Genomic DNA, 22466 nt, shown 5'->3' on the forward strand with positions numbered 1-22466 from the left:
GTCAATGCATATGCGAGGTATATCAGTCGCTCCGCCATGTCGACTGCCTCACGAAGGATGGTCGCAAACTGCCGGTGGCCGACAGGGATGCGCCACGGCTCTGGATCGTGCTCGACAAGTCTGGGTGCGCGTTGTCGGTCACACTGCAGGGCGGCAAGGGTCACCGTCCGCACGCAGATAAGCACCACGGCTCAGACGTTTACGAAACCTCTCCGAACTGACTTCATCTCGTCACATCGCTTTTCAAAAAGATAGCACTGGTCCCCGCAGTGCTATTGAAAATTCGCTTCACGCCCCGCATTTCCTCGAGCAGAAATAAGACCAGTGGCGGACGGACGCCAAGGATCTCCGCTGCCTCAACCTGTGAGACCCACTTCTCCTTGAACGTTGCCATTGATGCCAATGTGATCAACCGGTCCTTGCTGTCATTCTCGGCGTCGGTCGGCTCCAACTCGACAAGATTGTGCTGCAGGAGTAGCGGGATGGTTTTAGGCGTGACTCTGAGGAATTTCGCGGCGCGCGATGGAATGAGTCCGTTACCGTCAATTCCGAGGTGGGTAGCCTTTTGTTTCACGTTCCAATGGTTCACGACCTCCTGCGGATCAAAGCGCAAGCTGCCCAAATTGTAGCCGTGATCGGACCCGGCTTTGGTTTTCTCAAGTTCCCCTTGGTGGAGAGCAACAAGCGCATCGAACGGATCGACCCCCGTCACCAGTCGCATTGTGGCGATCGTAAGCATGGTGTTATCTTCCTCGGCGATTGTCACATTTTGGAAGATGCGATGCTTGAACTCGGACAAGTCTCGTTCGGCAATTGCAACAGTTATTTTCGATCCATCGGAGGTTCGCACGCGCGGCAGCAGGTTCGCCTGGAGAATCTGGCGCATTAGCTTAGGAGACGCACCGAGCTGCTTTCCCGCATTAATCCTGCTGACCACCGCGGCGCTCAAGTCAGAAGATAATACCCTATGCGCGTCGCTGATGTCGAAGCAGCTCCTGCCGGTCAGGCGTCTTTTGAGCACCCCGGATTCGTTCAAGAGCTTGATTACTCTGTCTCGTGCGATGCCGTACTCGGCCGCTGCGGAGTGGACGGTATGTCGATAGCGACGACGAACGGGTACGAAGCAAATCTCTCCTGGAGCGAACGGCAAGTTTCGCTCCGCGACGTCTTGAAAGAGCTTCAGGATTTCGGCGAAGTCCTCGCGTGTTGAGTTTTGTCGCAACCAATCCCCGAGGGAAAGAAACCCAAGCCGTGAACGCGTACCGGCGCGCTTGAACCTAATGATCTCGGCGAACGTGTCGCGCAGGTGCTGCTCGCCTTGGCTGGCGATATGAAATCCGATTTCACGTGCGGGCGCTGTCCACAACTCTGCCGGAACGTGAGTTACCGCGCGGCGATGCGCGTGTACGAAGCGGCCAAGATGTTCGCACAGGTCGAGAACGACATAGACTTCAAACCTGTCGAGGTATGAGCAGGTTCGGGCGCCTTTGATCCGGGCCTCGATGTAGGTGTCAACCTCGATAGGCTCCAGTGATGGGAGCGGCTGAACCTTCGATCTGATCAGGGAAAGGTTGGCGTCGACAAACCTGCAAAAGTCATTGCTGTCCCAGGAAGGCGCTTCGACAAGTGGATGGCGATGCTGAGGACAGTGGATCAACGCCCGACATGTCCAACCCGGCCGGACGTAGGGTCTAGCTAGCGGTCGTCCAATGCCGTTTTCCAAGTCATCGAGGATGCAGGCCGGGCAATAGCGAAACCGGATGGCTGCGCGCGCCAGCCGGCCGAACACGGCGTCACCTAGGCGCCATGTCTGGTGATCGGGAGAGTTCACGTGCAGAAACCTAGCCAAGGCGGCGACCTCCGTCCCCGACCATTGAGAAAGAAGTGCGAGGTCTCGCGGCAAACCAGCCGCGAGTCTTCTGGGTCTGATTCCGATAGCGTTCAGGAGTCCCTTGGCTGACCGAAAGCCGTTTGCGGCGCTCAGTCGGGAGACCAGGCTCTCCGTGGTTTCGTAGCCATGAATAGTAACGGGAACCGGCAGTGCCATTGATCAGTCCTCCATCAAGGATACGAGTGTTTCCGACCCTGCGAGATCGCGGTAGTTTGACACGAGGAAGACGTTCTCCTCATCAGTGAGACCGCTCGCCTTCTCGTATTCCCGAGCGAAGTCGACCTTCGTGAGCTGGGTGCGGCCACGATCCAACGCCCGGAAAGACGCATTCTGGATCACCTCGATCATGGTGCCCCACGCCCCGTGTACGGCGAGGCTGAGACGCTCTCGAAACTCAGGTGTCTTCACATCTGCGGCAAACGTTAGGCCGCAGCCGTCCTTGGCGACCTTCGCCATGAGGGTCTTGATCCAATCCTCGTCGGCCTCGAAATCCATGGTGTGGAACGGAATGTTGTGCGTCCGCCGAAAGATCTGCTTATCCTGGCGCATCTTGTGGATGCGAGGCATGCCACTCAAGACCATATGCAGATGCCAGTCGTCCCGGTCCAGCATCTCTTTGAGAAGATCTTGGATAGCTTCGAAGGCCTTCGCCGTATTTGACCGGACGGTATGCTGGAGTTCATCGAGGTGCAAAAGGCTGATCTCACGCTCTTTCAATTGCTCCATCATTGTGTCGCGCAATTGAGCAAGCGTGCCCTCGGTTGGCAGTCCCATTGCCTTCAGGATTTGAACGACGAAGTCGCGCTTCGCGCATTGATGCGGCATCTTCACATAAAGAGCGGGACGCACGGTCTGCCCGTACTTGTTCACATATGGCAGGAACTCGGGCATCTTGGCGATCGCGTGTTTGACAGTCGTGGTCTTGCCCGTGCCCGACGGGCCGTAGATGAAAACTCCACGGCGTGGGGACGGAGCCCCGGCCTTGAAGTCGTCGATATTCTTGACGAAATACGCAAGCTCCTCGTTGACCAGCTCGTCCATCGGGTTGTCGATGTACGTACTACGAACGGTGACACGGAGGGCGCGATGAACTTCAGGCGAGTTTGCTTCGGTCATTGGTCGTCATCCCTTTTGCGATTGAACTTCGAACTCTTGCGAACCGGCATCGGCGTCGGCTCGAGCTCGGGCGGACGTGGACGGGCCACTGTGCCGGCGCGCAGGTTGTCCGGTGGCGGAAGAACGGGCGTATCGGCCGGAATGGGCGTGCCCGTCGGAGGCGATGCGACAAAGCCGCGGAAGAGTTCGGCGCGCTGCTTTTCAAGCCTCGCGGGTGATGCGGCGACGGGGTCTAGGCCAGCCCGCAGCGTCGCTGCCTTGCCATTCTCTCGGTTCCGAATGATCGCGTCACGCATTGCGGGATAGCTGTTCTTAGTGCGCTCACGCTTTTCTGCCAGCACCTCTCTGCGAGCCTCGGTCCACTCCGCCTCGGTGAGATTGGCAGGGAGGTCGATCTTGTTCTCGATTTCCCTCCAACCGCCATCCCGTGTCTCGACGAGAATGCTGTTCACATAGCCGAAGTCGAAGATGACATTGATCGGCCTTTGACCACGATGCATGTGCTCGTCTTCAAGCCAGTCATTGGAGTACGGGATGCCGTATTTGATAATTCCGTACCGACCGATCGTCCCGGTCATTTTTTTCCCGAAGGCGAGAATCTGATCCGCGGCGTGGGGCGGACGAAGCCATCCCATTCCTTCCACGGTATCCACCCACACATTGTGCGGACTGTCTCCGCCCAGCGCGCCGTGGGGGCGAATGTTGTACATGTCCGAAATGCCGTACGCGATGATTTCGCTGAATTCGCTGGCGGCGAGCGAAGCGTGGTGCTTCGGATCATAGTCACCCTTTTCCTTGATGCTGCGGAAGGTCCTCCCATCGAAGAACCGCGTGAAAAGCGGACCAATCGTATGGAACAGGCTTTCGATATGTGGGCGTCCCTTGGCTTTGCCAGGTTCCGGGTGCGTGATCTCGATGCCAAGCGCTTTGAGACTTTCGTGCGTCTCGTCGCCGATGAAGGCCGAACCCCAGTCCGCGTAGAGCGTCGTTGGCTTGATATGGCCAAGCCATGGAGTCTGAGCTCCGACCAGCTCGGACAGCTCCGACTTGTCGGTCATGATCATCCTGACCATGTCCAGACATGCCTGGGTGTTCGCGCTAGTAGCAACCTTTGCCGCAAGAACGTATCGCGTCGTGACCTCAATCGCGACGACCAACCACACACGGATTTTTTTGAGCGTTTCGATTTTGTCGCTATCGAGCCCTTCAAGCATCCCAGCCAATGCGAAAACGACAGAAAGGTCGGTCTTCAACTCATCGATCTCGACGCGCTCGCCAAGGGTGGTTGGATCAAAGCTTCGAAGAACCGGAGCAAAGTGTTTAATCGCCGCGTCGATACCGTGACGCTCAGCCATGACATCGAAGGCAGGAAGTGCATCGATGAGCTCAAAGAACTTCGTCTTGCCGAACTTGTGAAAGGTCAGCTTGCCTTCCGACAAAAGCTGTTCGTTCTTCTTCGAAAGCAGCGCCTCATAGTCCTCGTATACCTGGGTCGGGGTGGGCTTGAGGCGGCTCATGTAGCCTTGGGCCATCGAGACTGCAAAGCTCAAACTCTCTGCAGTGAAGTCGAGCGTGCGGTTTCCCGGTCCCCTGTGCCTCGGCACGATCGCCAGAATATTCCGCTCGTACTTCACCCATTCCTTGTACCGGCGGTTGAACGTTGACACGCTTGGTGGATTGATTGAACTTTGATCAGAGCGCGTCCGCCCGCGGATGGCGAGCCAAGCTGCGTCGATCCAGGCTTGGAACGTCGCGCTTGAACGCGGGACCTTGCCATTGCGCAGGACTTCTTCTTCGTACTTTCGGAAGAGCCGTTCTCTCTGCATGGCAATGCCTTTAACCGCCTCGTCAAATTCGTGAAAATTCTTGCCGTTGAACAGCGTGTGCAGAAACTGCTTGGTCTCGCTGAAAGCACCATATTCAAGACGTCCGCTGCCCGTATCGAGCCGTGAATTGATCTCGGCAAACGTCAAGGGCAGCACCCTGTCGGGATGAATGTGATGGACAAACGTATACCCGGTGAGCGTCCGCTTGCCGGGTACGTATGGTTCGCTACCAAACCAGACCCGATCGATCGACGTCAGGATTGGAATTGGGTGCCGCAACACCTTCGCGGGTAATGGGTAGTGTTCCAAGCAAATCTCCAAGACGAGGAAGGGACGGAGGCCGACTCTGCCGGTCTCCGTTTGCCCGACCGAGGTCGAGTTTCGTCACTTTCGGTATTCGGACTTCGATATGGTTCGACGTCAGCCAGAGGCGCGAGTTTCGGCGCACGCCGGAGTGTAAAATCCGTATTCGACGCGTCCCCGCCCTGATGCCAGGCAGGCATCGAGTTCGGCATTCGTCATGACCAAGACCCTGCGCGGATAGCTATCATAGACGAAAGAGCACCCCGCCAACGTGCGGACGACGAGCGCGTATGGCTCGTCGTCGAACCAGACGCGATCCGCCGACGTGAGTGCAAGGTGACGCAGCACCTTGGAGAGGTGGTTGTGGCTCAAGGAAACCTCCAGGACGAGAGAAGGGGAGGAGGCCGACGGCGCCGGCCTCCGCTTGCTCAACCGCGGTCGAGCTGAGTCTAGTTTTCGTGGCATTCGGACGTCAGGGGGCCGACTTCAGCCGCAGAGTCCGGTCGAAGCTCCCGACGGGGCGAACCCAAGCCAGGTCAGTTCTGTCACCTTCTCGCCGGTCACGGAGAAGAGGTGACCAAGATCGATGAGGCGCCAGATGGCGACCCGGCGCCTAAGTAAAGACGGGCAGTCCCTAAGCAATGTTCCAAGTCGGAACCAACCTTCCTTTCCGACCAACAGTGCGAGCAACTCGTCGACGTCATCCTGATCGTGACGCTCGCGCGACCAACGGATCATTTCCGCATTCTCCGCCGCCTCGATGGTCCCATACCTTTCGGTCAGGAGCTGGATATCGTCGACAGCGCGCGAAGAGGGATGAGCTTTGATGCGCTCAATCAGTTCCTCCATCTCTTCGCGCTTGCGCTCCATTTTTACAACGAAGGCCCTCCGGAAGCCGTTCTTGTAGATCGCAAGGAAGTCGGCGACATGCCTGTGGAGCTTCTTCTCGTCGTCGTGGTAGTGGAATACCGGCGACTGTGAGTAGAGTTGCGCGACGTCACTTCGTGTCTGCAGCCGTAGCGACACCCGGTGCTCAAGTTCGCTTTCGTGGTAGACAACGTAATTGTTGAAGATCGTGTATCCGCGGGCGGTCTTCATCTTCTTCATGGGCGGTACGCGAGCGGCCGGCCCGTGCGTCAGCCGATACAACGTCTTTGGGTTGGGAACCCGTCTTTCCGGAACGGTCAAGGTCCGGCGCAAGGACTTGTCCTGCAACCCAAAGATCCGGTCGTCGCGGTTGCGGCGATCGAGAAAGTCGAGTCCGACCCTCTTGCGTGAGAGGCGGCGGGAAACCGAGCGGGCAAAGGTAACTGACATGCACTTCTCCATCCGAAAACTCGAAACATTGAGGCACAGGCGCCGCGCGCCCTTAACAGGATCGCGACGCCGGCAATCTGATAGCAGGCCCTCGTGCCCGGTGGGCCTCGGCTATGGAACCAAGTGACGCTGCTCGCGAACGATGCGGAAGAGGGTGCTCGGTGCGACCGTTTACCTCCGCACGATCGCGGCCGGAGCAGGTCTGGACTTAGCTTTTCAACTTCAGGGTCGCTTGCCATTAGATTCCTTACGTCCTCAGAACTTCTGAGAATCATGTGCTGTTGCTGACATCACGGAGTCGTCCGGAGTGGCGACCCACTTAGGATCCCACTCATGGCGGAAAGCCTTGAAGCGGCGGACGAAGCGCTGGTGAGGCGGCACACCGAGACCTTTGCGTTCCATGCCAGCGGCGTGGCACAAAACAGGTAGGACGATCCGAAGGGATCTGTCCGACAACCGTGGTACCTCCCCGGCGATGAGCTGCCCGGTCTCTCTCGCTTCGAGAAATAGACGGCACACCTCGTTCAGAAACTCGTTGCGCTCGAGACGCAATCGCTCACGCGCCGGATCGACTTTCATGGGAGGGTGGTAGTCTCGCATGCGCGGGTCCTGTGTCAGGATGTCCTGAAAGGCGGCCGGACCGGGAGCGTACATCGCGCAGGATAGCTCTGCGTTCACGTCTTCGATGTTGGCAGTCAGTCCGGCGAGCGCCACGCACCGCAGGGGCCGCAGCGAGCTGAAGTAAAAATCCGCAGCCTTGGCGATGAGTGCAGCACGAATGTCAGTTGGGTCGGGTTTCCCATCGCGTAGCGGGACGCGAATTTCCTTAGGTTCCCGTCCGATCCTACGCCGAGCCTCCCGATCGTCGAGTTGTAGTTCAAGGGTGTGTACTGCCAAGATGTTCGTCATTGTGTGTTCTCCTGGAAAATGGAAGTCGCTCACCGGTCGCCGAACGACCGGTCGCTGAGGACGCATATGCGGAGGATCCGCGGCCATCAGCGAAAGCGCACTACTCGCGCCTCGTTTCTGCGAAGAACCGGCGCCGAGGCTCGACTAATGTCTCCATGCATCGCACTCGGACGAGGTCGTCGAGGACAGGCCGATTTCGTGTCGGCCATCCACGAGGGGATAGGATGTCGCGTGCGTCGGCGGCGACCCGCTTCGACGAGGCTGGTAAACTGCCGCACGTCTCCTTCGGTGACGAAGTCCCGAAGATGAGGGGGCCAAAGCGTCAAGAGTATTTCACGCCAGGTAACTGGAGTGCGGTACTCGCGCGTTTCGGTGAAAAGTGCCGCCGAGCCCGAGCGGTGTCTCTGTCGAACACTCCGGTAGCTAATTGGCATCTGGGACAGGATGCTCAGGCACCGTCGGCGGCGTTCGTTCCATACTAAAGCCACAAATTGATCAGCGTCCAGAAGTCCAAAAACGAACGACGTCGGAAACGCCCAAGAGAAATCATTCAACATGTTCCGCCAGAACGCGGACGCGTCTGCGTCGCTCCTGCAAAGCATGGCTTCGACGCTCCGGACGATGACGGCGGCAATGGAGTGAAGGGTTCGCCTCCAATCCGCAGGGCGCTCGCGTCGCCAATGGTTGTCAGGCGCGCGCAAAACAGTCCACGCTTGCGAAGACAGGCATCGATCCGCCGCGGCATCACGTCGGACAGGATTTCCTTGATGCCCCTTGGCTAGGGCGGCCACAGCAATAGCAAGCCGTGCTTCGTCGGCGGGGCTTAGCTGGGTGACGGGCTCAGCATCAGCGTCGCTCTTGTCCAGAAACGCCAACGGGCGCACGCAGATTCTCCAAAGTTCAATGGTCATGGCAAAATTCCTTTCTGATGGCGCTCCACTCAGCCCTGGCAGGGTTGGCAGTAAGGTGGGGACGGCGGTCCAGCCCTCTTCGAGTTCCTCAGTGGATTGTGGAACTCTGATGCTGTCCGAAATCTTCGGCGAGGCATCGCGGACGATCGGACAATTCCGACGTTGAAGATCGCCTTCGAACTCTCGAGCAGGTCACCGGATTGCAGCATAACGGGCTTGCCGAGCATCGTTGGAGCGTCGACAAATCGCCGCTGTCCTCCTGCCGGTCCATCGCAGAGGCGGCCGAGATCAGTGTTGAGCTTGGGCTAGGCCCGCCAATCTCCTCAAACTTGGAGAGAGCCGCGAGTGCAGCCTGAATGGTATGCCAATCGACCTTGGACATTTGATTTCCTTCTGCAAAAGAAGTGGAAGGGTTTCGGCATTCGATTGTCGAAGCCCGCGGCTGACATTCAATGCAGGCGCCGCCGATTTGCGGCGATGCGATACCAGATGCCCGCATCAATCTCGTGCTGCAGGCCCTCAACGATCGCGAGGAATTCTTCGAAGCTAACGATCTCTGACGCGTGCGCACCGGTAAGGGCAGCGAACGTGTTCTCCCGCCTTACGGAGCTTTCGTAGGCGGCGTATGCATCGACCGCCGGAACGCGCTTTCTCCTAATGACAAGCTTGGCGAAACTTGTCTGGATAGCCAGGTCACGCACTGAGGCAGCTTCGGTGAGAGCATGTGAGGGGACGTGAAAAGGCGCTACCGCCTTCTGAAAAGCAGTCATCGTAGTCTCCGTTTTCTGGAAGAGCCGGACGACCATCACCGGTCGTCCGAACGTCGGCGTCCGCCTAGTTGTGTTTGCGCGGTCGACCGATCATGGCGGATTTGAACGTCGAGAATTTTGGCAAATAAAGCCTTTCGAACTGCTCGACGCCCTCGTTCATCTCATCGAGGAGTTCCTCGAACTCCTCGTAGGCCTCTTGAACGCCTAGACCGGCCTCGAGCGCCTTTCTGGCAAAAACCACCATGAGGCTGAAAACATGGTTCGTAGCGTTCTGCTGGGCCACGCGGATCGTCTGCGTCGTGTGTTGCCCCGTGCAGAGCAGCGCTTCGACACCACGCGTTTTGTCGAGCAGGGATGCAACTTCAGACTCGTAAATCATGAGAAACCTCTTCTCCATGCAAAGCCAAACTTCGTAGACATTGTTGCGGTCGCCGCTCTCCTCGGAGCGGTCTGCCATCGCAGAGACCGGGGGCCCTCGAGCGAGCATCCGGCTGGGCGGGTGCCTCGCGCTTTCTTGAACGGCACCTTGGTGCGTCGCCGGGGCGGTTCGGCGCGCTTCTTTGCCGCGCTGTTGAGCTAACGCCGCGTCGATGGTTTGACCGTTCTGTCGGTTCCGCGAGCTGCTCGGCGTGAAAAGCGCGCACGGGTTCTCGTTCTGCGACAAGGCAGTTCTCCTGTATTTGGCAATGGGAAGGGGAATGAGGGCGTAGAGGCCGCGGCCTCAGGCGGCGCCTGCGCCTATTCGCGCTGGCGCTGCAGCCTTTTCGTGGGCGACGATCGCCATTTCTATCTCTTTGCGCATGCTGCGAGCGGCCGGCGCCCTGCAGGAGAAGTGAACCGACCGGATTCTTTCATCGCTCCAATAGTCGTCCACGAAGTAAAGGAACTCGGTGAGACTTGGAATGAGCAGCGGACGCCGGACCATCTTGGCAATAGCCTGGATCTTCAGCCCAAGCTTGTAGTGATGGTCACCCCAGCTTTCCGTAAGATCCCTCGCGAGATCAATGGTGCCGAGCAATATAAGAAGCTCAGTTCCCGTACAGGACTCGCCCCATCGACGAGTCATCCATTCGATGAGCACGGGGTTGAACCCGTGAAGATCTGTGATGCGAAATGTCATGCCAAACCTCGTGTTGAACCGGAATGTGCCATGATATTCGGGCCGAAAATCTGCATCCGCAAGAGGTCGACGATCCGGCTCCGAGCGCAGTTTCGGCACGAACATTGGTTAACGCGTACCGTGTCCGTTCTCGTTGTGACATCAGATTTGCGGGAAGGATTCGCGGTCGCGGGACCGCGGCGCGCATCATATGGCTCGTATGCCAAAGGCCTCATGAGGGCATGATATTCGCGCATTTCGCATGGGATTCGTCCCTGATCAGCGAAGATTTCGTACATCTATTTCGACGTCAAACAAGCGCGACGTCAATTAGCATTTTAGTAAAATCTTAAATATAGTTAATGCGATTTCGGCGGGATTCTCGAATCCTGAAAATAAGCAACTGATGAATGTTGTTAGCTCAAGGCCGGTACTTTTGTGGTTTGCGGCCAGGCGTCTGAAGCTCTCTTCGAGTGATCGAGGAGACGAGCGATGTATTTGAGGAACGTCCTGCTGGACATAAAGGACCGGTTGCGGCCGATCACGAGAGACCTCGGACTTCGTCACAAGCTAAGATCGGCCAACTTCGACGACCTTTGTCTTTGCTTTGAGCGCACCGACGAAGACGGCATCCTCTGGCGAGCTCCTGTAACCTTTGTGTTCCCGTCGGCGGAGAACACAGGACAGAAGGAACTCACATGGGAGCACGTTCGTGTTGGCGTGGAAAAGGTCACCATCAGGCCGATAGGTGACAACGGCTGGATTCAGTATGTCGGCGCTGCCGACAATTGTGGGGAACCAATTGGTAAAGGCGAGCGCTTCAAGACTATGAACGCCGCGCTTAAGGGAGCTGCAGTGGCACTGCATCTCTATCCTCTCGCCCCGGTGGACCTGTATGTCCCTTTCGTCATCGAGGACGTGGAGGCTGGTGATATGTGGCCCCATCTGAGGAGACAGTGCCGGCAAGCCGGAATTCACGAGATTAACTTTGGTCGGTCAAAAGATAAATCCGAGTTCTTCTCGTTTAAATTTCACGAGAGTCTGATCGAGATCGTCTATCGCGCGCCGCCAGCGTACCACGCCGACATAGTCATCGACGGACAGGTTCGAGCGACCCAAAACAACAGCAATCGTTGGCGGATCCTGTCTTATCTCGAAATGTACTTGGAAGATATCGAAAGGGAATCGGCGTCTCGACACCGTCGTTAGACAGGGCCTGTCTCAAACCAGCGTAAACGATTGTCGGTACTCGGGATCATCCACTTCTTTAAGCTCAGGCCAATGATCGAGGTCCTGTTGGCGACGCTTTTCCACTTCCTCGGCGGAGATCCGGAAGACCCTGCTTCGATCGCCGACAAACTCGCTAACAGGAATCGTCTCGAGCAGCCTGATCGGTAGTCCTGTTATATCCCGTGCGGTAACTTCGTGAACTAATCGGTGTTCGCAGGCGCGTCGATAATCGAAATCAACTTCTTTCATTGCCGCGTGGATAGCCATTCCGACCATTCTCGCGGCGCTTGGCGGAAAGGATACGGCGACGGGATGTGATCTGAAACTGTGTTCCCTCTCAGCTTCCCATACGTCAGGAAAGCCTTGAAGCACCTTCAGCATTGAAACGCTCAATTTGAAAGGTTTCTTAAATTCCTCTGGCGTCGGAGGCCTTTGCTTGAATCCCGATATGTCGATCCCCAACGCGGCCCACCCGCTCTTTTTGACGTTATGCTTGGGCAGTGGGAATTCGGGTATCGGGGCGTTCCATCGCTTTCCCAGCCATTTTCCAACTGCTTTTCTGAACTTCTTCCGATCAACAGGGTCTTCACTGCTGTTGCGAGCATGTTCGGACATCAGTCGAGCCAAGGACCTGCCTAGACCGCTTGGCAACGGCGGCTCAATTATGGGCATTTTGATATCGACGTCCAACCCCCATCTTGTCCCGACAATCAGTTCGCGTGGCTTCGACTGTGCGATGCCGAACTGACCGAGGTCAATGGAGTGCCAGTTCACGTCGTACCCAAGCTCTTCGAAGCTTGCCGCTAAGGGCTGATCTTTCGAATCTTCAGGTCGGCCTTCGAAAACGAAAACCTTGGGATTGATCGTACTCACAGCGTCGAGGGCGTTATTCAAATACTCCCTTCGATTAGTATAGCTGTGCCAGGGCCGACCGCTCGTGAGGACATCGATGTCTTGCGTGGCAAGCCGGGAATAAACGCCCTTCACGTCCACTGTGAAGCGATCCTCGATGTCCCACAAAGGCATATTCTTTTTCAAATCGATCTTTTGTCGTCCTCCCGCGGTAAAGACGGCAGCGGGCAGAAATCCGGCTGCTCTAAGGCCAAGCGCCATTCCACCGACACCTGCGTCGATATCGACGAACTTCATATTCTCTGGAACGACGGGAACAGGAGACCTCACGCCTAAATGGACCACAGCCGATGATATCTTACCGGCCAAGTACGCAACGCCGCTACCCGGTACCAACGATAGTTCGTCGAGCTTCCCATCTCGAAGGCGCTCTAACTCGTGCCAAGACCCTGCGAGCGCCGCTTCCGCCGCACCTCCTTCGAAAAATCCGCGAACGCTTGGTCGGGGAGGAGTTGATTTGCCGAATAACGTTTTCAGACTGGTCAGCGTTTTCCTGGCCTTCTTCTGAATTGCAGACGTCACATCGCACTGTTTAGCTGCTTCGATAGAGTCGGTTCCGCTGTCTTTGGCGAGCGCGTCCCGCTGCTTAAGAAGTTCCAAAATATCGTTGGCTTCTCGTTCAAGCGAAGCCTTAGTTTTCATGCCGAGCTTACGAGCCGCTTGGCCAAAATAAGCCCGCCGCTCACGCTGGACGATCGTTTCGTGGGGTAATGCTCGCGTTAAGTTTTCGCGGCGAATTCTTTCGACCGCGACCGCGTGCACCCTATCGCCGCGACGCAGCCGGATGAGGGTCTCCGATTTTGATTGCCAGTCGCATTTGACAAACGCTCTGATTGCCTCCTGGGAAACGCAACCTTCTACGAGCGCGTCCCCCACCTCTTCAGCGGCCGCACCAGCGAACTGGTGGTTGAAATCTATGCAGGATCGGGCTTCGGCTGCCGAGAAGCCGACGTCCCTCTGGAGCCAGCGAAACAGATTGACTTGGGAAGTAAGGCCGCCGAGTTCTTTTTCCAGTTCTGCCACCGTTGCAGCCGCGTCGAAAAAAGCGCGGGCCTGGCTTCTCCTAAATGCCAGCAGCTTCTTTCTCGCAACCGACAACGCATCAGCGCTCTCGTCGCGAACGACGAGCCTATTTGATTTGTTCTCTGGTTGCATCGAATCCACGGCTGTACTCATGGGCGAGGCCTACCATCCCTCAGGTTGCAACCGGGCTACGTGATTGCTTCAAATTTTAATGATGTGCCGATTTGATGCGGATCGATCAGGCTTAGCGAAGGGCGGAGCGCTTCATGGCTGCCGGATGGCGAAACTGGTCGTCATTCGCATGATCGATATCTTCCCAACCGTCCGGCTTGGGCACCGCCCACAGATCGAATTCGGGATTATAGACGCCTGGCAGGGCGAAAAATCTGTTGATGTAAATGAAGTCGCGAGTGTTGAAGGTCGCGATCGGGATCTGGTGCGCGATCGACATCGCCGCAAGAATGGCGTCCCCACCCAACTGAATCCGCAATGGTTTGAGCTTGTCTCCGTTCTTGTCCGTCCGCCTTTCCGTCAGGAAAAAGTGCTGCATTGGCGGGCTGGCCGCCATCTGGCCAAGTATCCGTGAAGCCTTCACATCCATTTCGGGATAGGGATCACAGAGGGCGACAAATTGCTCAAACCACCCCAGCAATTCCAGGGCTCTGGGTGGATTGTCACGATGAGCGACCCGAATGCCGTATTCGGTCTCGTAAAGGGATACCCAAGGGACAGCTAGGAAACCAGACGGCAAGGATTCCAGCCAGTCCCATAACCAGTCCGGCGCGTTGGGCAGGTAGGCCTTGCTGATTATGTTCGTGTCCAGCAGCAGCTTTGCCAAGGACCATCACTTTCCTGTGTGAACCGTCAAGAAACAGGAGTAGTGTGGCGTCAGATGGCTTACAAAAGCTTACCGAAAGAATTCGAGTAGTGAGGCTCTATGACTTCCAAGTCAGTTTGGACCGCTGACGCGGCTGCGGGCAATCTCGTGCGCGTTCTAAAACAGGCGAGGGAGTCTGGACCGCAGGAGATTCAGGACGAGACAGGCGTCTATGTTCTAAAGGCTGTCGGAAAGAATTCGAAGGACGACGTTGCTTCATCCTTGCTGAAGCTGCGGCCGAAGCAAAAGCCGTAGAGCCGCCCCTGGTAAAGGATTCGTTAACGTCTCGACAACGCCAAGCTTCCTTTAATATGCCACGCCTGGTGAGAGCCCTGTCCTGTTAGAACACCGACCATGGTATCCGTTGACGCGATGGCCAGCGTACGCGTGGGACTGTGACACGCGTAAGGTCCGGGAAAGTCTGTAGTCAATTCGACCGCCAAGATTCAGCCATCAGTGGCGGGACGGACCTCGCATGGGATTCAAGGCGAAGCAATTGGCCAAGATGGATAGGCGAGGCCCGTGACCGGCGTTCTTGAGGATCCAATCAATTTTGAGAAGCGGCTGCCGAAGCGTAGTGTCCGTTTCGCTCCGCGGCTGCACCTTGCGACCGCTTATCCTTATTCCTTCGATCGTTCCAGGAACTGCTCCACGACGTTCGACATGTCAATCGAGGAGCTACGCTGAGCCGGATGAAATGGGACCACGGTCTTTAATGATGCTACCAGTTTGCTCATTGGTTCGAACAGCCAGGAGGGGACCGGTATCGGAGATGGTCTGTTTTCCGATCCTTCCGATGCGCTCGCCCTGCGCCGGATCATCCTTGTCGGTGGTGTAAGGATGGACGACACCACTTATCCTCCGGGTGGAAGAGTTTAGTAGGCTCGTGCAGGAACCTGTTCCAGCCAGACGGCTTCGTTGGTCCGACAGATGGCATGGATGCCGGGTGCTACTGCAACTCGGTTGAGGATTCCTTTTCAACGTTCATAAATCTGCACAAAATTGGGAACTGGGTGGACTTTCGCCCGTTTTCCCGGATTGGGATGGAGGTTTTTATGCCGCCGCTTATCCGGTTCATGCTGACGCGATTAGCGATCGGTTTTGCCTTGGGTGCTTTGACCGGTATTGTGGTCTGGGCGATTAACCTATCACAATTGTATCCGCCAAACTTGGAGCGCTGGATCGCGCAGTCGCTGTTCGTTTATCTTTTCGCAAGTACGATGGGCATTGGCTATCTTGCCACATCTCTTTTTCTGGATGTTGAGTAAAACAGCCCACTCCACTTCAATTCTGAACAGAGCTGCGTTTCGCCCCGTCAACAGCCAACGGCCGGGTGGACCGCCATCCTCGCAGCCAGTTCATGACGTCGTTCGCCGTAACGAGAAAGGTCTCCGCAACTGGATTGCGGTCGAGCACCGTCTGAGTCAGCGCGATACTGCAGAATGTCTCGGCATATTCGAGGAGCCGCGGCTCATCAGCCAACGGCGGCGACGCTACTGAAAGCAGCGCGCGTCGCGATACCATCACTTCGCGTGTTCGTCCAGATTGAACAAACAGAATGTGCCCAGATTGCACACGTCGATCGAAACGTGCTCGGACGACAACTGGTGTCATATCATCCTCTCCCCCCGCAAACTCATTAATCCCTTGCTGCAGAACGCATCCCTTTCATCAACCCGAAGGTTCGCGCGGCGACGTCTCAACGCCCCTCAATGCGGTGATCGTCCGTGTCGGTGGGCTCGTTGTCCCGCAGGCCTTTTTTGAACGCGTTTATGCCTTGTGCGAGGTCGCCCATTAACTCGGGCAGCTTTCCTTTACCAAAGAACATCAGTACGACGACAAGTACCATGACCCAATGCCATATGCTAAGGCTTCCCATGTTGATCTCCTGTTGAACGAAGCCCACGTTATAACGAGGACGCGCGTCCACGTTTGTGACAGATCAATTAAAGCAGAAGGATATTGACTTTCAGCCCCCCGCGCGACCGCTTTGAAGTGTAAGATCGCCTTCTGACCGTGCGTGCGGTTCGTGCACCGTCTTCTGCTGAGGTAGCTGGACGCTGGCTGAACGCGAGTGAATCTGGAAGCTCGAGCGAGTTTCCATGAGATGCGCTTCCAACGTGGCCTGGATCTCGCCGCTCAGGGGGGCGCCCGAGCTGAAAAGTTCAAGGATGTCGACATGAATATCGACGGCGCTTGAGTATCTCATCTTCGAGCGCCTAACGGTAAGGTTGCAAGGCTCCCGTGAGAACCGCGGAGGTCGCGTCTGTTAAAGGTGAATGCGCGAAGTAGCTGTGAGCCCAGTCTGGCCTGTTCGGCTAGATCTTCGAAAATCATCGCTGCCTCTTCAAGCTCGCCAATATCGGTGGCTGGACCGAGTTCATCGAATTCGCGGAGTAATTCGAGAAGCGTCGCAACTTTCGTTCTTTGACGTATTGCCGAAGAGAATAGCTCGCTTACCACCGAAGCCCGTTCAGAAGGCTCCAAGCTTGCCAATACTTCGCCGACCACCGTGGAGCAGCCACAATCCAGTTCCGGTTTTCTCGTAAATGCTTTGATTTGGCGGAGCGCAGAAAGGGCTCTCCCTCCCTCGGAAAATGCATGCTTTCGTTTGGTCATCATCACCAGTGTCCTTGCGAGTTTCTTTGTCTGGATACCCACTCCGCACCAGCCGAGCCGTGGTGGAAGCCATTGGAGAGCGGTGCTTGGGGGAAAGCGGTCCGGAGCAACGCGACAGCCTCCTCCGTGGAGATCTTGCCGCAACAGAGGTCAGCGAAAATCACCGCTACCAATGCCATGTCACAGTCCTGCGGCGAGAGCCTCAGGGATGACACGCCGAGCGACCTGACGTTTTCCGGCGGTTCGGCAAGGGCCTGGCATGAGTGCGATACGGTCTGAACCCCGTTGAGAGCAAGGAATGGCTGTCCCGAAAGTGTGCCCACCGGAAGGCCGTCAGGTTCGTCTTGGCAAACAAACTGGCAGTTGTCCTTGGTCTTGCCTTTTGAGCGAGCATGCGCGCACCGCGCGGAAATGGCGAGCGGAACGCGGCCAAATGCGAACAGCTCGAACTCTGGGCCGGAACACGCTCGAGTGATCTCGGCAACCGATGTCGCCGGAATTTCAGGAGGCAGGCAGATATTGGTCGCTCCGTTTCGAGCAAGGAAGCGGGCCGTCGCGCCGTTGTAGACGTTCACAAACGGGCCGATGGCGTGTGAACGGCCCTTCAGGAGGTGCAGCGCTGAAAGGTCATTGGCTTCTACAAGGTGGCACTCGTCGCGAGCGACGGCCTGCTGATATTTCGATTCGCGATCCAGCGTTACCAGTGCAAGAGTCGAGAGGCGCACGGTCTTGCCAGCCCGTTCCAAGCGCTCGACCACGGCAGTCATCTCGCTTTCAATGAAGTGCAATCTCTTTGAGCAGATGGTTTCACCGAGGACCACTGTCTCCACGGGAGCCTCATCTGCCATACGAAAGTAAAAATCGCGCCATTTCTCCGTCGACCAAAGATAGAGCAGCGGACCCAGGGTGAGATGAATCGGTTTCATCATGCCTCTATCTCCAGCGCTTCTCGTACGCACCGTGCGTCGTCTGCTGCCCTTCACTGAGAGCCCGCAGACGGGCCATGAGGAGAGAACGGTCGGCAGGAGCCGCTTTGAGGGTCGCCCTTAGCGTTGAAACGACTTCAGCGATATAGGCCTTCCCACGCTGGCGTCCTTCCACCTTCAATGCCTTCACCCCGGCCGACCGCAGCTCGTCAAGCTGGTCCATCACATCGAGAGACACGGGATCTTCAAAGGCATATGTTTTGCTGTCGGAGATCTGAAAGCGTCCTTTGCAGAGCGTCGGGTATCCCGCTGCCTCATCCGCTTGGAATCGATTGATCGTGAAGCCGCCAAGATCCGAAATCATGTCATTGCCCGATTGTCTGTACCGAACGTGGCTAGCGGGCGAGCAGACGCCGTTCATATTCGGAGACTTGCCGGTGGCATAGGAGGAAAGCGAGCATCGGCCTTCGGCCATGACGCAAAGGCCACCGAAAACGAATACCTCAAGCTCGCAGGTCACACGTTGGGCGATCTTTGCGATGTCCTGGATCGTTAGCGTTCGCGGAAGGACTACCCGCGTCGCGCCGAAGCTCTCAGCAAGGAATGTCAAGGCATCCGGGTTTGATGCGGAAGCCTGGACTGAGATGTGAAGCCGTTGATCGGGATATTGTTCTGCCACGTGAGCCATAAGCCCGAAGTCCGCAACGATGAGGGCGTCCGCGCCTGCCTGTCTTGCCTCTCCTGCGCGCCGATACCAAAGCTCTTCCTTACCGGCGGTCATGAAAGTGTTCAGGGCCACAAACGTCTTCACATTTCGGGCGCGTGCATATGCGATAGCCTCTTTCAACTCGGAAAGATCGAAATTCAAACCTGGGAAATTGCGTGCGTTGGTCTCATCACGAAAGCCGCAATACACAGCGTCTGCTCCGGCATCAACGGCTTCGCGAAATGAGGCGGGCGTGCCTGCGGGGCAGATCAATTCCATGGTACGCCCTGCTTTTCGAGTGCATCGCGGCGCACGAGATCCAGCGCTTTCGCGGACCATTCACCGAACGGACCCGTGAGCCTGCTGATCGTGGACACGAGATCAACCTCATTGTCGTCAAGGGCGTTTCTGAGAGCGAGGACTGCTTCCATATCCCCCGTCACCAGGAGCTTCCGTGAGAAGAACAATGCGTCGCCATCGACACGACCTTCCGCCAGTGCGAGCATGAGTACGAGAGGCCCGCTTATTGTGGCGTCGGCCATGGGAAGCTTCCCGCGTCTCATAACTGTCATGGCGCGATCGGCGGGCCGTATCGAAAACGAGAACGGAAAGTCGTTGGGGATGAAGGCGAAGCGCGCCGTTCGATATTCCCCGAGGCGATCAAACAGCTTCGGGTGGATACGGAGAGTTTGTTTTAGGACAGTGTTGGCGACTTGGGCCGCGATCGGTAGCGGAACGAATCTTGCAGTTGCCATCAAGCGAGATGGAGCGAGCATAGGGGCCTCTTGGATTAGATGATGCATCCTAGTTGCGATCGCAGTAACGCTATTTGCTCCCGAGCAAAGACGGCGATGGTTTAGCAATGCCATTGCTGCCCGATGCTGAAAGAAACCCAAGACATCCGACGCCATGTCGATCTCCAAAGCTTCCTGTCGGATTTGACCGACAGAGGACTGCTGGTCGAAGTGCAAGAACCTATTTCCCTTGTGCACGAGGTGACGGCGCTTCATAGGGAGGTTTTACACCAAGGCGGCCCCGCGCTACTGCTGAGGAGACCCGTCGATGCGAACGGGGTCAGCTCCAACATCCCGGTGGTAGCCAACCTTTTTGGCACGAAAGAGCGGATCGAACTTGGGTTTGGACTGGGACCGGGAGGGTTGCCACGACTTGCGGAAGAGCTTGCGGAACTCCAGCGTCCGACCCCTCCGAAGTCGCTCGCCGATGCATGGGGCAAGGTGCCGCTTCTAAAGGCTGCCGCCTCGATGCGGCCGCGGTATTCCAGGAGGGCGCCGTGCCAGGAAGTCCTCTTGCAGGCAGACGAGATCGATCTCGGTCGCCTACCTATACAGTGGTGCTGGCCCGGAGAGCCTGCGCCGCTGATCACATGGCCGCTCGTCATAACCTGCAGTCCTGATGATCCCGACGACATAAACGTCGGGATCTACCGTATGCAGTTGCTTGACAAGCGATCACTCATCGTTCGCTGGCTGGCGCATCGAGGGGGCGCGAAGCACTTCCGGCAGTGGCAGCAGAAGGGCATGGACATGCCCGTGGCGGTTGTGATCGGGGTAGATCCGGCGACGATCCTAGCGGGGGTCATTCCGCTTCCAGAAGGAATGAGCGAGCTTAACTTCTCCGGCCTGCTCCGCGGTTCAAGAACGCAACTGACGAGGTGCAGAACGAACCCGCTCAGCGTGCCATCGAACGCCGAGATAGTGTTGGAGGGCTTCGTATCGAAGGACGAGATCGCGCCCGAGGGGCCATACGGGGACCACACGGGCTACTACAACTCGGTCGAATCCTTTCCGGTCGTTCGATTGAGTGCGATCACCACTAGGCGCTCCCCCGTCTATCTGACCACGTACACGGGGAGGCCCCCGGACGAACCGTCCGTACTCGGCGAGGCGATGACCGAACTCTTCGTTCCGATCGCGAAACGTCAGTTTCCAGAAATTACTGACATCTGGCTCCCGCCGGAAGCCTGCTCCTATCGTGCGGCGGTCGTTGCGATCGACAAACGATATCCTGGGCAGGCTCGGAGGGTGATGATGGGCCTATGGTCGATGCTTCCACAGTTTAACTACACAAAGCTCGTGATCGTCGTTGATTCCGGCATCTCCGTCCGCAGTTGGGACGACGTACTATGGGCGATCTCCACTCGCTTCGACGCCGGGCGCGATCTTGTCGTTCTCGAGAACACACCGATCGACTACCTGGACTTTGCGTCTCCCAAAACAGGACTAGGAACGAAGATGGGGATCGACGCGACGAATAAAATCGGTGAGGAGACCGACCGTGAATGGGGACTGGAACTACAAATGCCTGAAGAGCTCTCGCGTCGGGCCAATGAGATTTGGGAAAGGACGAGGCATGCTTTCGCTCGGTGATGGTTGCGACGTCGTCGTCGGAGTGAGCGGCGCGTCCGGCGCCTCTCTCGGCGTGGCAGTCGTGGATCGCCTAACGGCCGCTGGGATAAGAGTGCATATCGTCGTGACGGAGGCCGCGAAGCGGACCTTGGCGCACGAGGTCGGGTCGGAGGCGCACGGGCGGCTACTGCTCAATGCTCACCGCTGCTATGACGACAAGGATATCGGGGCGGCAATCGCAAGCGGGTCGTTTCCCGTTTCTGGGATGATCGTGGCTCCATGCTCCATGAAGACGCTCGCGGCAGTCGCTACCGGCCTTTCGGAAAATCTTCTTGCGCGCGCAGCAGACGTCCAGCTAAAGGAGCGTCGTCGACTCGTGCTGCTGACACGCGAGACACCTCTTCATTTGGGCCACCTCCGGAACATGACGACCGTGACCGAGATGGGCGCCATCGTGATGCCACCGGTACCCGCCTTCTACAATCGACCGAAGTCCGTCGAGGATATCATCGACCATCTGGCTGCTCGAGCGATCGATCTCCTTGGCTTGCCGCTACCTCCTCAGTCTCGGATATGGAACGGAGAAACGTCCTTTGTTCAGCCGAAGATCGCTATGGGATCAGCACCGAAGAGCATCGCGTGACCACCTCCGAGCAGGAGCCAGCAAGCCAAGGCGGCAGTGACAGCGAAAGCAACGATCATGGCCCCGTCAACCGAAAGGCGGTGCCCAGCAAACATCGCGGCGAACGGTACGATGCCAGTATTTTGAGAGAGAGCGAACCAGCGATCGCCTAGACGTCGCCGGACACGCTTTTCTGTCATCGGGATCGCTCCGAGAGCGAACATGGCGAAGCCGCCGAACAACAACACGGATCGAAGATCTCCGTTTGCTACGATATGCCCGACAGCCCAGATGGCGAAACCCCATAAGACAGGGTGTCTTGTAATTCGTGCGACTGCGCCGACTTCTTCAGAAGAACGGATGGAAACTGACAGTGGATTCCTACTAAAGAGCCCTGCGATTACAAGGAAACCGCCCAGCGGTGCCAAGACGAAAGTCACGGCCGCCTGCCAAGGATGCAGATCCCAAAGCGGTATGTAGTCGAGGGACAGAGCGGCTGAAAACAACCACACGAGCGCGGCGACGGACACTGCAGAATAGCCGACGAAGTACGCCGGCCGTCCAACGCAGCCAATGATACCCGCACGGATCGCAGGTAATGCCGGTATAGAATGCAATAATAGGAAGACTGCGAAGGCAGAGAAAAATGAGATCATTGAGGACTCCTTGGCTCTCCAAATAGCATCATCTTCAGATATGCAGTTTGATCGTCGTCAATCATCCCGCGCTGCATGAGATGGATCAGCAACCGTCGTGTGCTTGCGATTGTTCTTGCGCCCCCCGATATGGATTTTGTTTCCAACTAAGCAAAGGAGGGGGCTTGGGGAATATTGGAGGTTTGCACGACCAAGAATCCTAAGCTGCAGGTTCAACGACGCTGGCCGGATGTCAACTCAGTGGCCTTTCCGTTTGGGCGAAGGAGTTCGCCTCATGGCAACAAGAGCTTCCGAGACGATACCCGATCGCAGATAGGCCTAGCCTTGGAACGACGGCGGCAGCCACGCGTCTTTGCTCCAGCGCAAAGAACGAACTCATCTTGGTCT

The 22466-nt window shown here is 57.0% G+C and carries 22 protein-coding genes; 4 read left to right on the forward strand and 18 right to left on the reverse strand.

The genetic code is table 11. The features are described from left to right. Positions 1-223: 223 nt before the first annotated feature. The 9 genes from FZ934_RS20020 to FZ934_RS20060 form a co-directional block, all read right to left on the reverse strand. Entirely contained in the window at positions 224-2047 is a 1824-nt protein-coding gene (locus tag FZ934_RS20020) for a TniQ family protein (RefSeq protein ID WP_153272681.1), read from the reverse strand. A gap of 3 nt (positions 2048-2050) precedes the next feature. Further along, the gene (locus FZ934_RS20025; protein ID WP_153272682.1) at positions 2051-3007 is read right to left on the reverse strand and encodes an ATP-binding protein; all 957 of its coding nucleotides are present in this window, start codon (positions 3005-3007) and stop codon (positions 2051-2053) included. Next, on the reverse strand, positions 3004-5142 hold the full coding sequence (locus FZ934_RS20030; protein WP_153272683.1) for an integrase catalytic domain-containing protein: 2139 nt from the start codon (positions 5140-5142) through the stop codon (positions 3004-3006). The genes FZ934_RS20025 and FZ934_RS20030 overlap by 4 nt, the downstream gene beginning before the upstream one ends. A gap of 111 nt (positions 5143-5253) precedes the next feature. Continuing rightward, positions 5254-5508 (reverse strand): hypothetical protein, encoded by a 255-nt coding sequence (locus FZ934_RS20035; protein WP_153272684.1) that lies wholly within the window; start codon positions 5506-5508, stop codon positions 5254-5256. Between the two features lie 114 nt (positions 5509-5622). After that, a complete protein-coding gene (locus tag FZ934_RS20040; RefSeq protein ID WP_153272685.1) occupies positions 5623-6453 on the reverse strand; it encodes a hypothetical protein in 831 nt (276 codons plus the stop codon). A 255-nt stretch (positions 6454-6708) separates the two neighbouring features. Continuing rightward, positions 6709-7362 carry a hypothetical protein gene (locus FZ934_RS20045; protein WP_153272686.1) on the reverse strand — a complete coding sequence of 218 codons (654 nt, stop codon included), beginning with the start codon at positions 7360-7362 and terminating at the stop codon, positions 6709-6711. A 1360-nt stretch (positions 7363-8722) separates the two neighbouring features. Then, the gene (locus FZ934_RS20050; RefSeq protein ID WP_153272687.1) at positions 8723-9043 is read right to left on the reverse strand and encodes a hypothetical protein; all 321 of its coding nucleotides are present in this window, start codon (positions 9041-9043) and stop codon (positions 8723-8725) included. A 64-nt stretch (positions 9044-9107) separates the two neighbouring features. Beyond that, positions 9108-9707 carry a hypothetical protein gene (locus tag FZ934_RS20055; RefSeq protein WP_153272688.1) on the reverse strand — a complete coding sequence of 200 codons (600 nt, stop codon included), beginning with the start codon at positions 9705-9707 and terminating at the stop codon, positions 9108-9110. Positions 9708-9764: 57 nt separating this feature from the next. Beyond that, positions 9765-10163: a hypothetical protein gene (locus FZ934_RS20060; RefSeq protein WP_153272689.1), complete on the reverse strand. Its 399-nt coding sequence runs from the start codon at positions 10161-10163 to the stop codon at positions 9765-9767. Positions 10164-10634: 471 nt separating this feature from the next. Here FZ934_RS20060 and FZ934_RS20065 point away from each other — a divergent pair, with 471 nt between their 5' ends. After that, on the forward strand, positions 10635-11351 hold the full coding sequence (locus tag FZ934_RS20065) for a hypothetical protein (RefSeq protein ID WP_153272690.1): 717 nt from the start codon (positions 10635-10637) through the stop codon (positions 11349-11351). Between the two features lie 12 nt (positions 11352-11363). On the opposite strand, the gene FZ934_RS20070 is transcribed toward FZ934_RS20065, so the two are convergent. Further along, on the reverse strand, positions 11364-13460 hold the full coding sequence (locus FZ934_RS20070) for a DNA cytosine methyltransferase (protein WP_153272691.1): 2097 nt from the start codon (positions 13458-13460) through the stop codon (positions 11364-11366). A 91-nt stretch (positions 13461-13551) separates the two neighbouring features. After that, positions 13552-14145 carry a type II toxin-antitoxin system VapC family toxin gene (locus FZ934_RS20075; protein ID WP_153272692.1) on the reverse strand — a complete coding sequence of 198 codons (594 nt, stop codon included), beginning with the start codon at positions 14143-14145 and terminating at the stop codon, positions 13552-13554. 1094 nt (positions 14146-15239) lie between these two features. On the opposite strand from FZ934_RS20075, the gene FZ934_RS20080 reads away from it, so the two are divergent. After that, positions 15240-15452, forward strand: coding sequence for a hypothetical protein (locus FZ934_RS20080; protein WP_153272693.1), 213 nt, complete (start codon positions 15240-15242; stop codon positions 15450-15452). Positions 15453-15468: 16 nt separating this feature from the next. Here FZ934_RS20080 and FZ934_RS20085 read toward each other — a convergent pair whose 3' ends face one another. From FZ934_RS20085 to ubiT, 6 genes are all read right to left on the reverse strand, one after another. Then, on the reverse strand, positions 15469-15798 hold the full coding sequence (locus FZ934_RS20085) for a hypothetical protein (RefSeq protein ID WP_153272694.1): 330 nt from the start codon (positions 15796-15798) through the stop codon (positions 15469-15471). A gap of 85 nt (positions 15799-15883) precedes the next feature. Further along, on the reverse strand, positions 15884-16063 hold the full coding sequence (locus FZ934_RS20090) for a twin-arginine translocase TatA/TatE family subunit (RefSeq protein ID WP_153272695.1): 180 nt from the start codon (positions 16061-16063) through the stop codon (positions 15884-15886). 326 nt (positions 16064-16389) lie between these two features. After that, entirely contained in the window at positions 16390-16806 is a 417-nt protein-coding gene (locus FZ934_RS20095) for a hypothetical protein (RefSeq protein WP_153272696.1), read from the reverse strand. Beyond that, on the reverse strand, positions 16806-17732 hold the full coding sequence (gene ubiV / locus FZ934_RS20100) for a ubiquinone anaerobic biosynthesis protein UbiV (protein ID WP_153273956.1): 927 nt from the start codon (positions 17730-17732) through the stop codon (positions 16806-16808). The genes FZ934_RS20095 and ubiV overlap by 1 nt, the downstream gene beginning before the upstream one ends. A gap of 4 nt (positions 17733-17736) precedes the next feature. Next, on the reverse strand, positions 17737-18714 hold the full coding sequence (gene ubiU / locus FZ934_RS20105; protein ID WP_153272697.1) for a ubiquinone anaerobic biosynthesis protein UbiU: 978 nt from the start codon (positions 18712-18714) through the stop codon (positions 17737-17739). After that, positions 18705-19346, reverse strand: coding sequence for a ubiquinone anaerobic biosynthesis accessory factor UbiT (gene ubiT / locus FZ934_RS28450; RefSeq protein ID WP_348649112.1), 642 nt, complete (start codon positions 19344-19346; stop codon positions 18705-18707). Before ubiT ends, ubiU begins: the two co-directional genes overlap by 10 nt. Between ubiT and FZ934_RS20115 the strand changes: the two genes are divergently transcribed. Beyond that, complete coding sequence (locus FZ934_RS20115; RefSeq protein WP_153272699.1) at positions 19314-20822, forward strand: UbiD family decarboxylase; 1509 nt, start codon at positions 19314-19316, stop codon at positions 20820-20822. The two genes, ubiT and FZ934_RS20115, sit on opposite strands and share 33 nt — an antisense overlap. After that, positions 20806-21444, forward strand: a complete 639-nt coding sequence (locus tag FZ934_RS20120; protein ID WP_153272700.1) for a UbiX family flavin prenyltransferase — start codon at positions 20806-20808, stop codon at positions 21442-21444. The genes FZ934_RS20115 and FZ934_RS20120 overlap by 17 nt, the downstream gene beginning before the upstream one ends. On the opposite strand, the gene FZ934_RS20125 is transcribed toward FZ934_RS20120, so the two are convergent. Next, complete coding sequence (locus tag FZ934_RS20125) at positions 21399-22079, reverse strand: NnrU family protein (protein ID WP_153272701.1); 681 nt, start codon at positions 22077-22079, stop codon at positions 21399-21401. The two genes, FZ934_RS20120 and FZ934_RS20125, sit on opposite strands and share 46 nt — an antisense overlap. Positions 22080-22466 lie beyond the last annotated feature (387 nt).

The organism is Rhizobium grahamii, from assembly GCF_009498215.1.
Classification (GTDB): Bacteria; Pseudomonadota; Alphaproteobacteria; order Rhizobiales; family Rhizobiaceae; genus Rhizobium; species Rhizobium grahamii_A.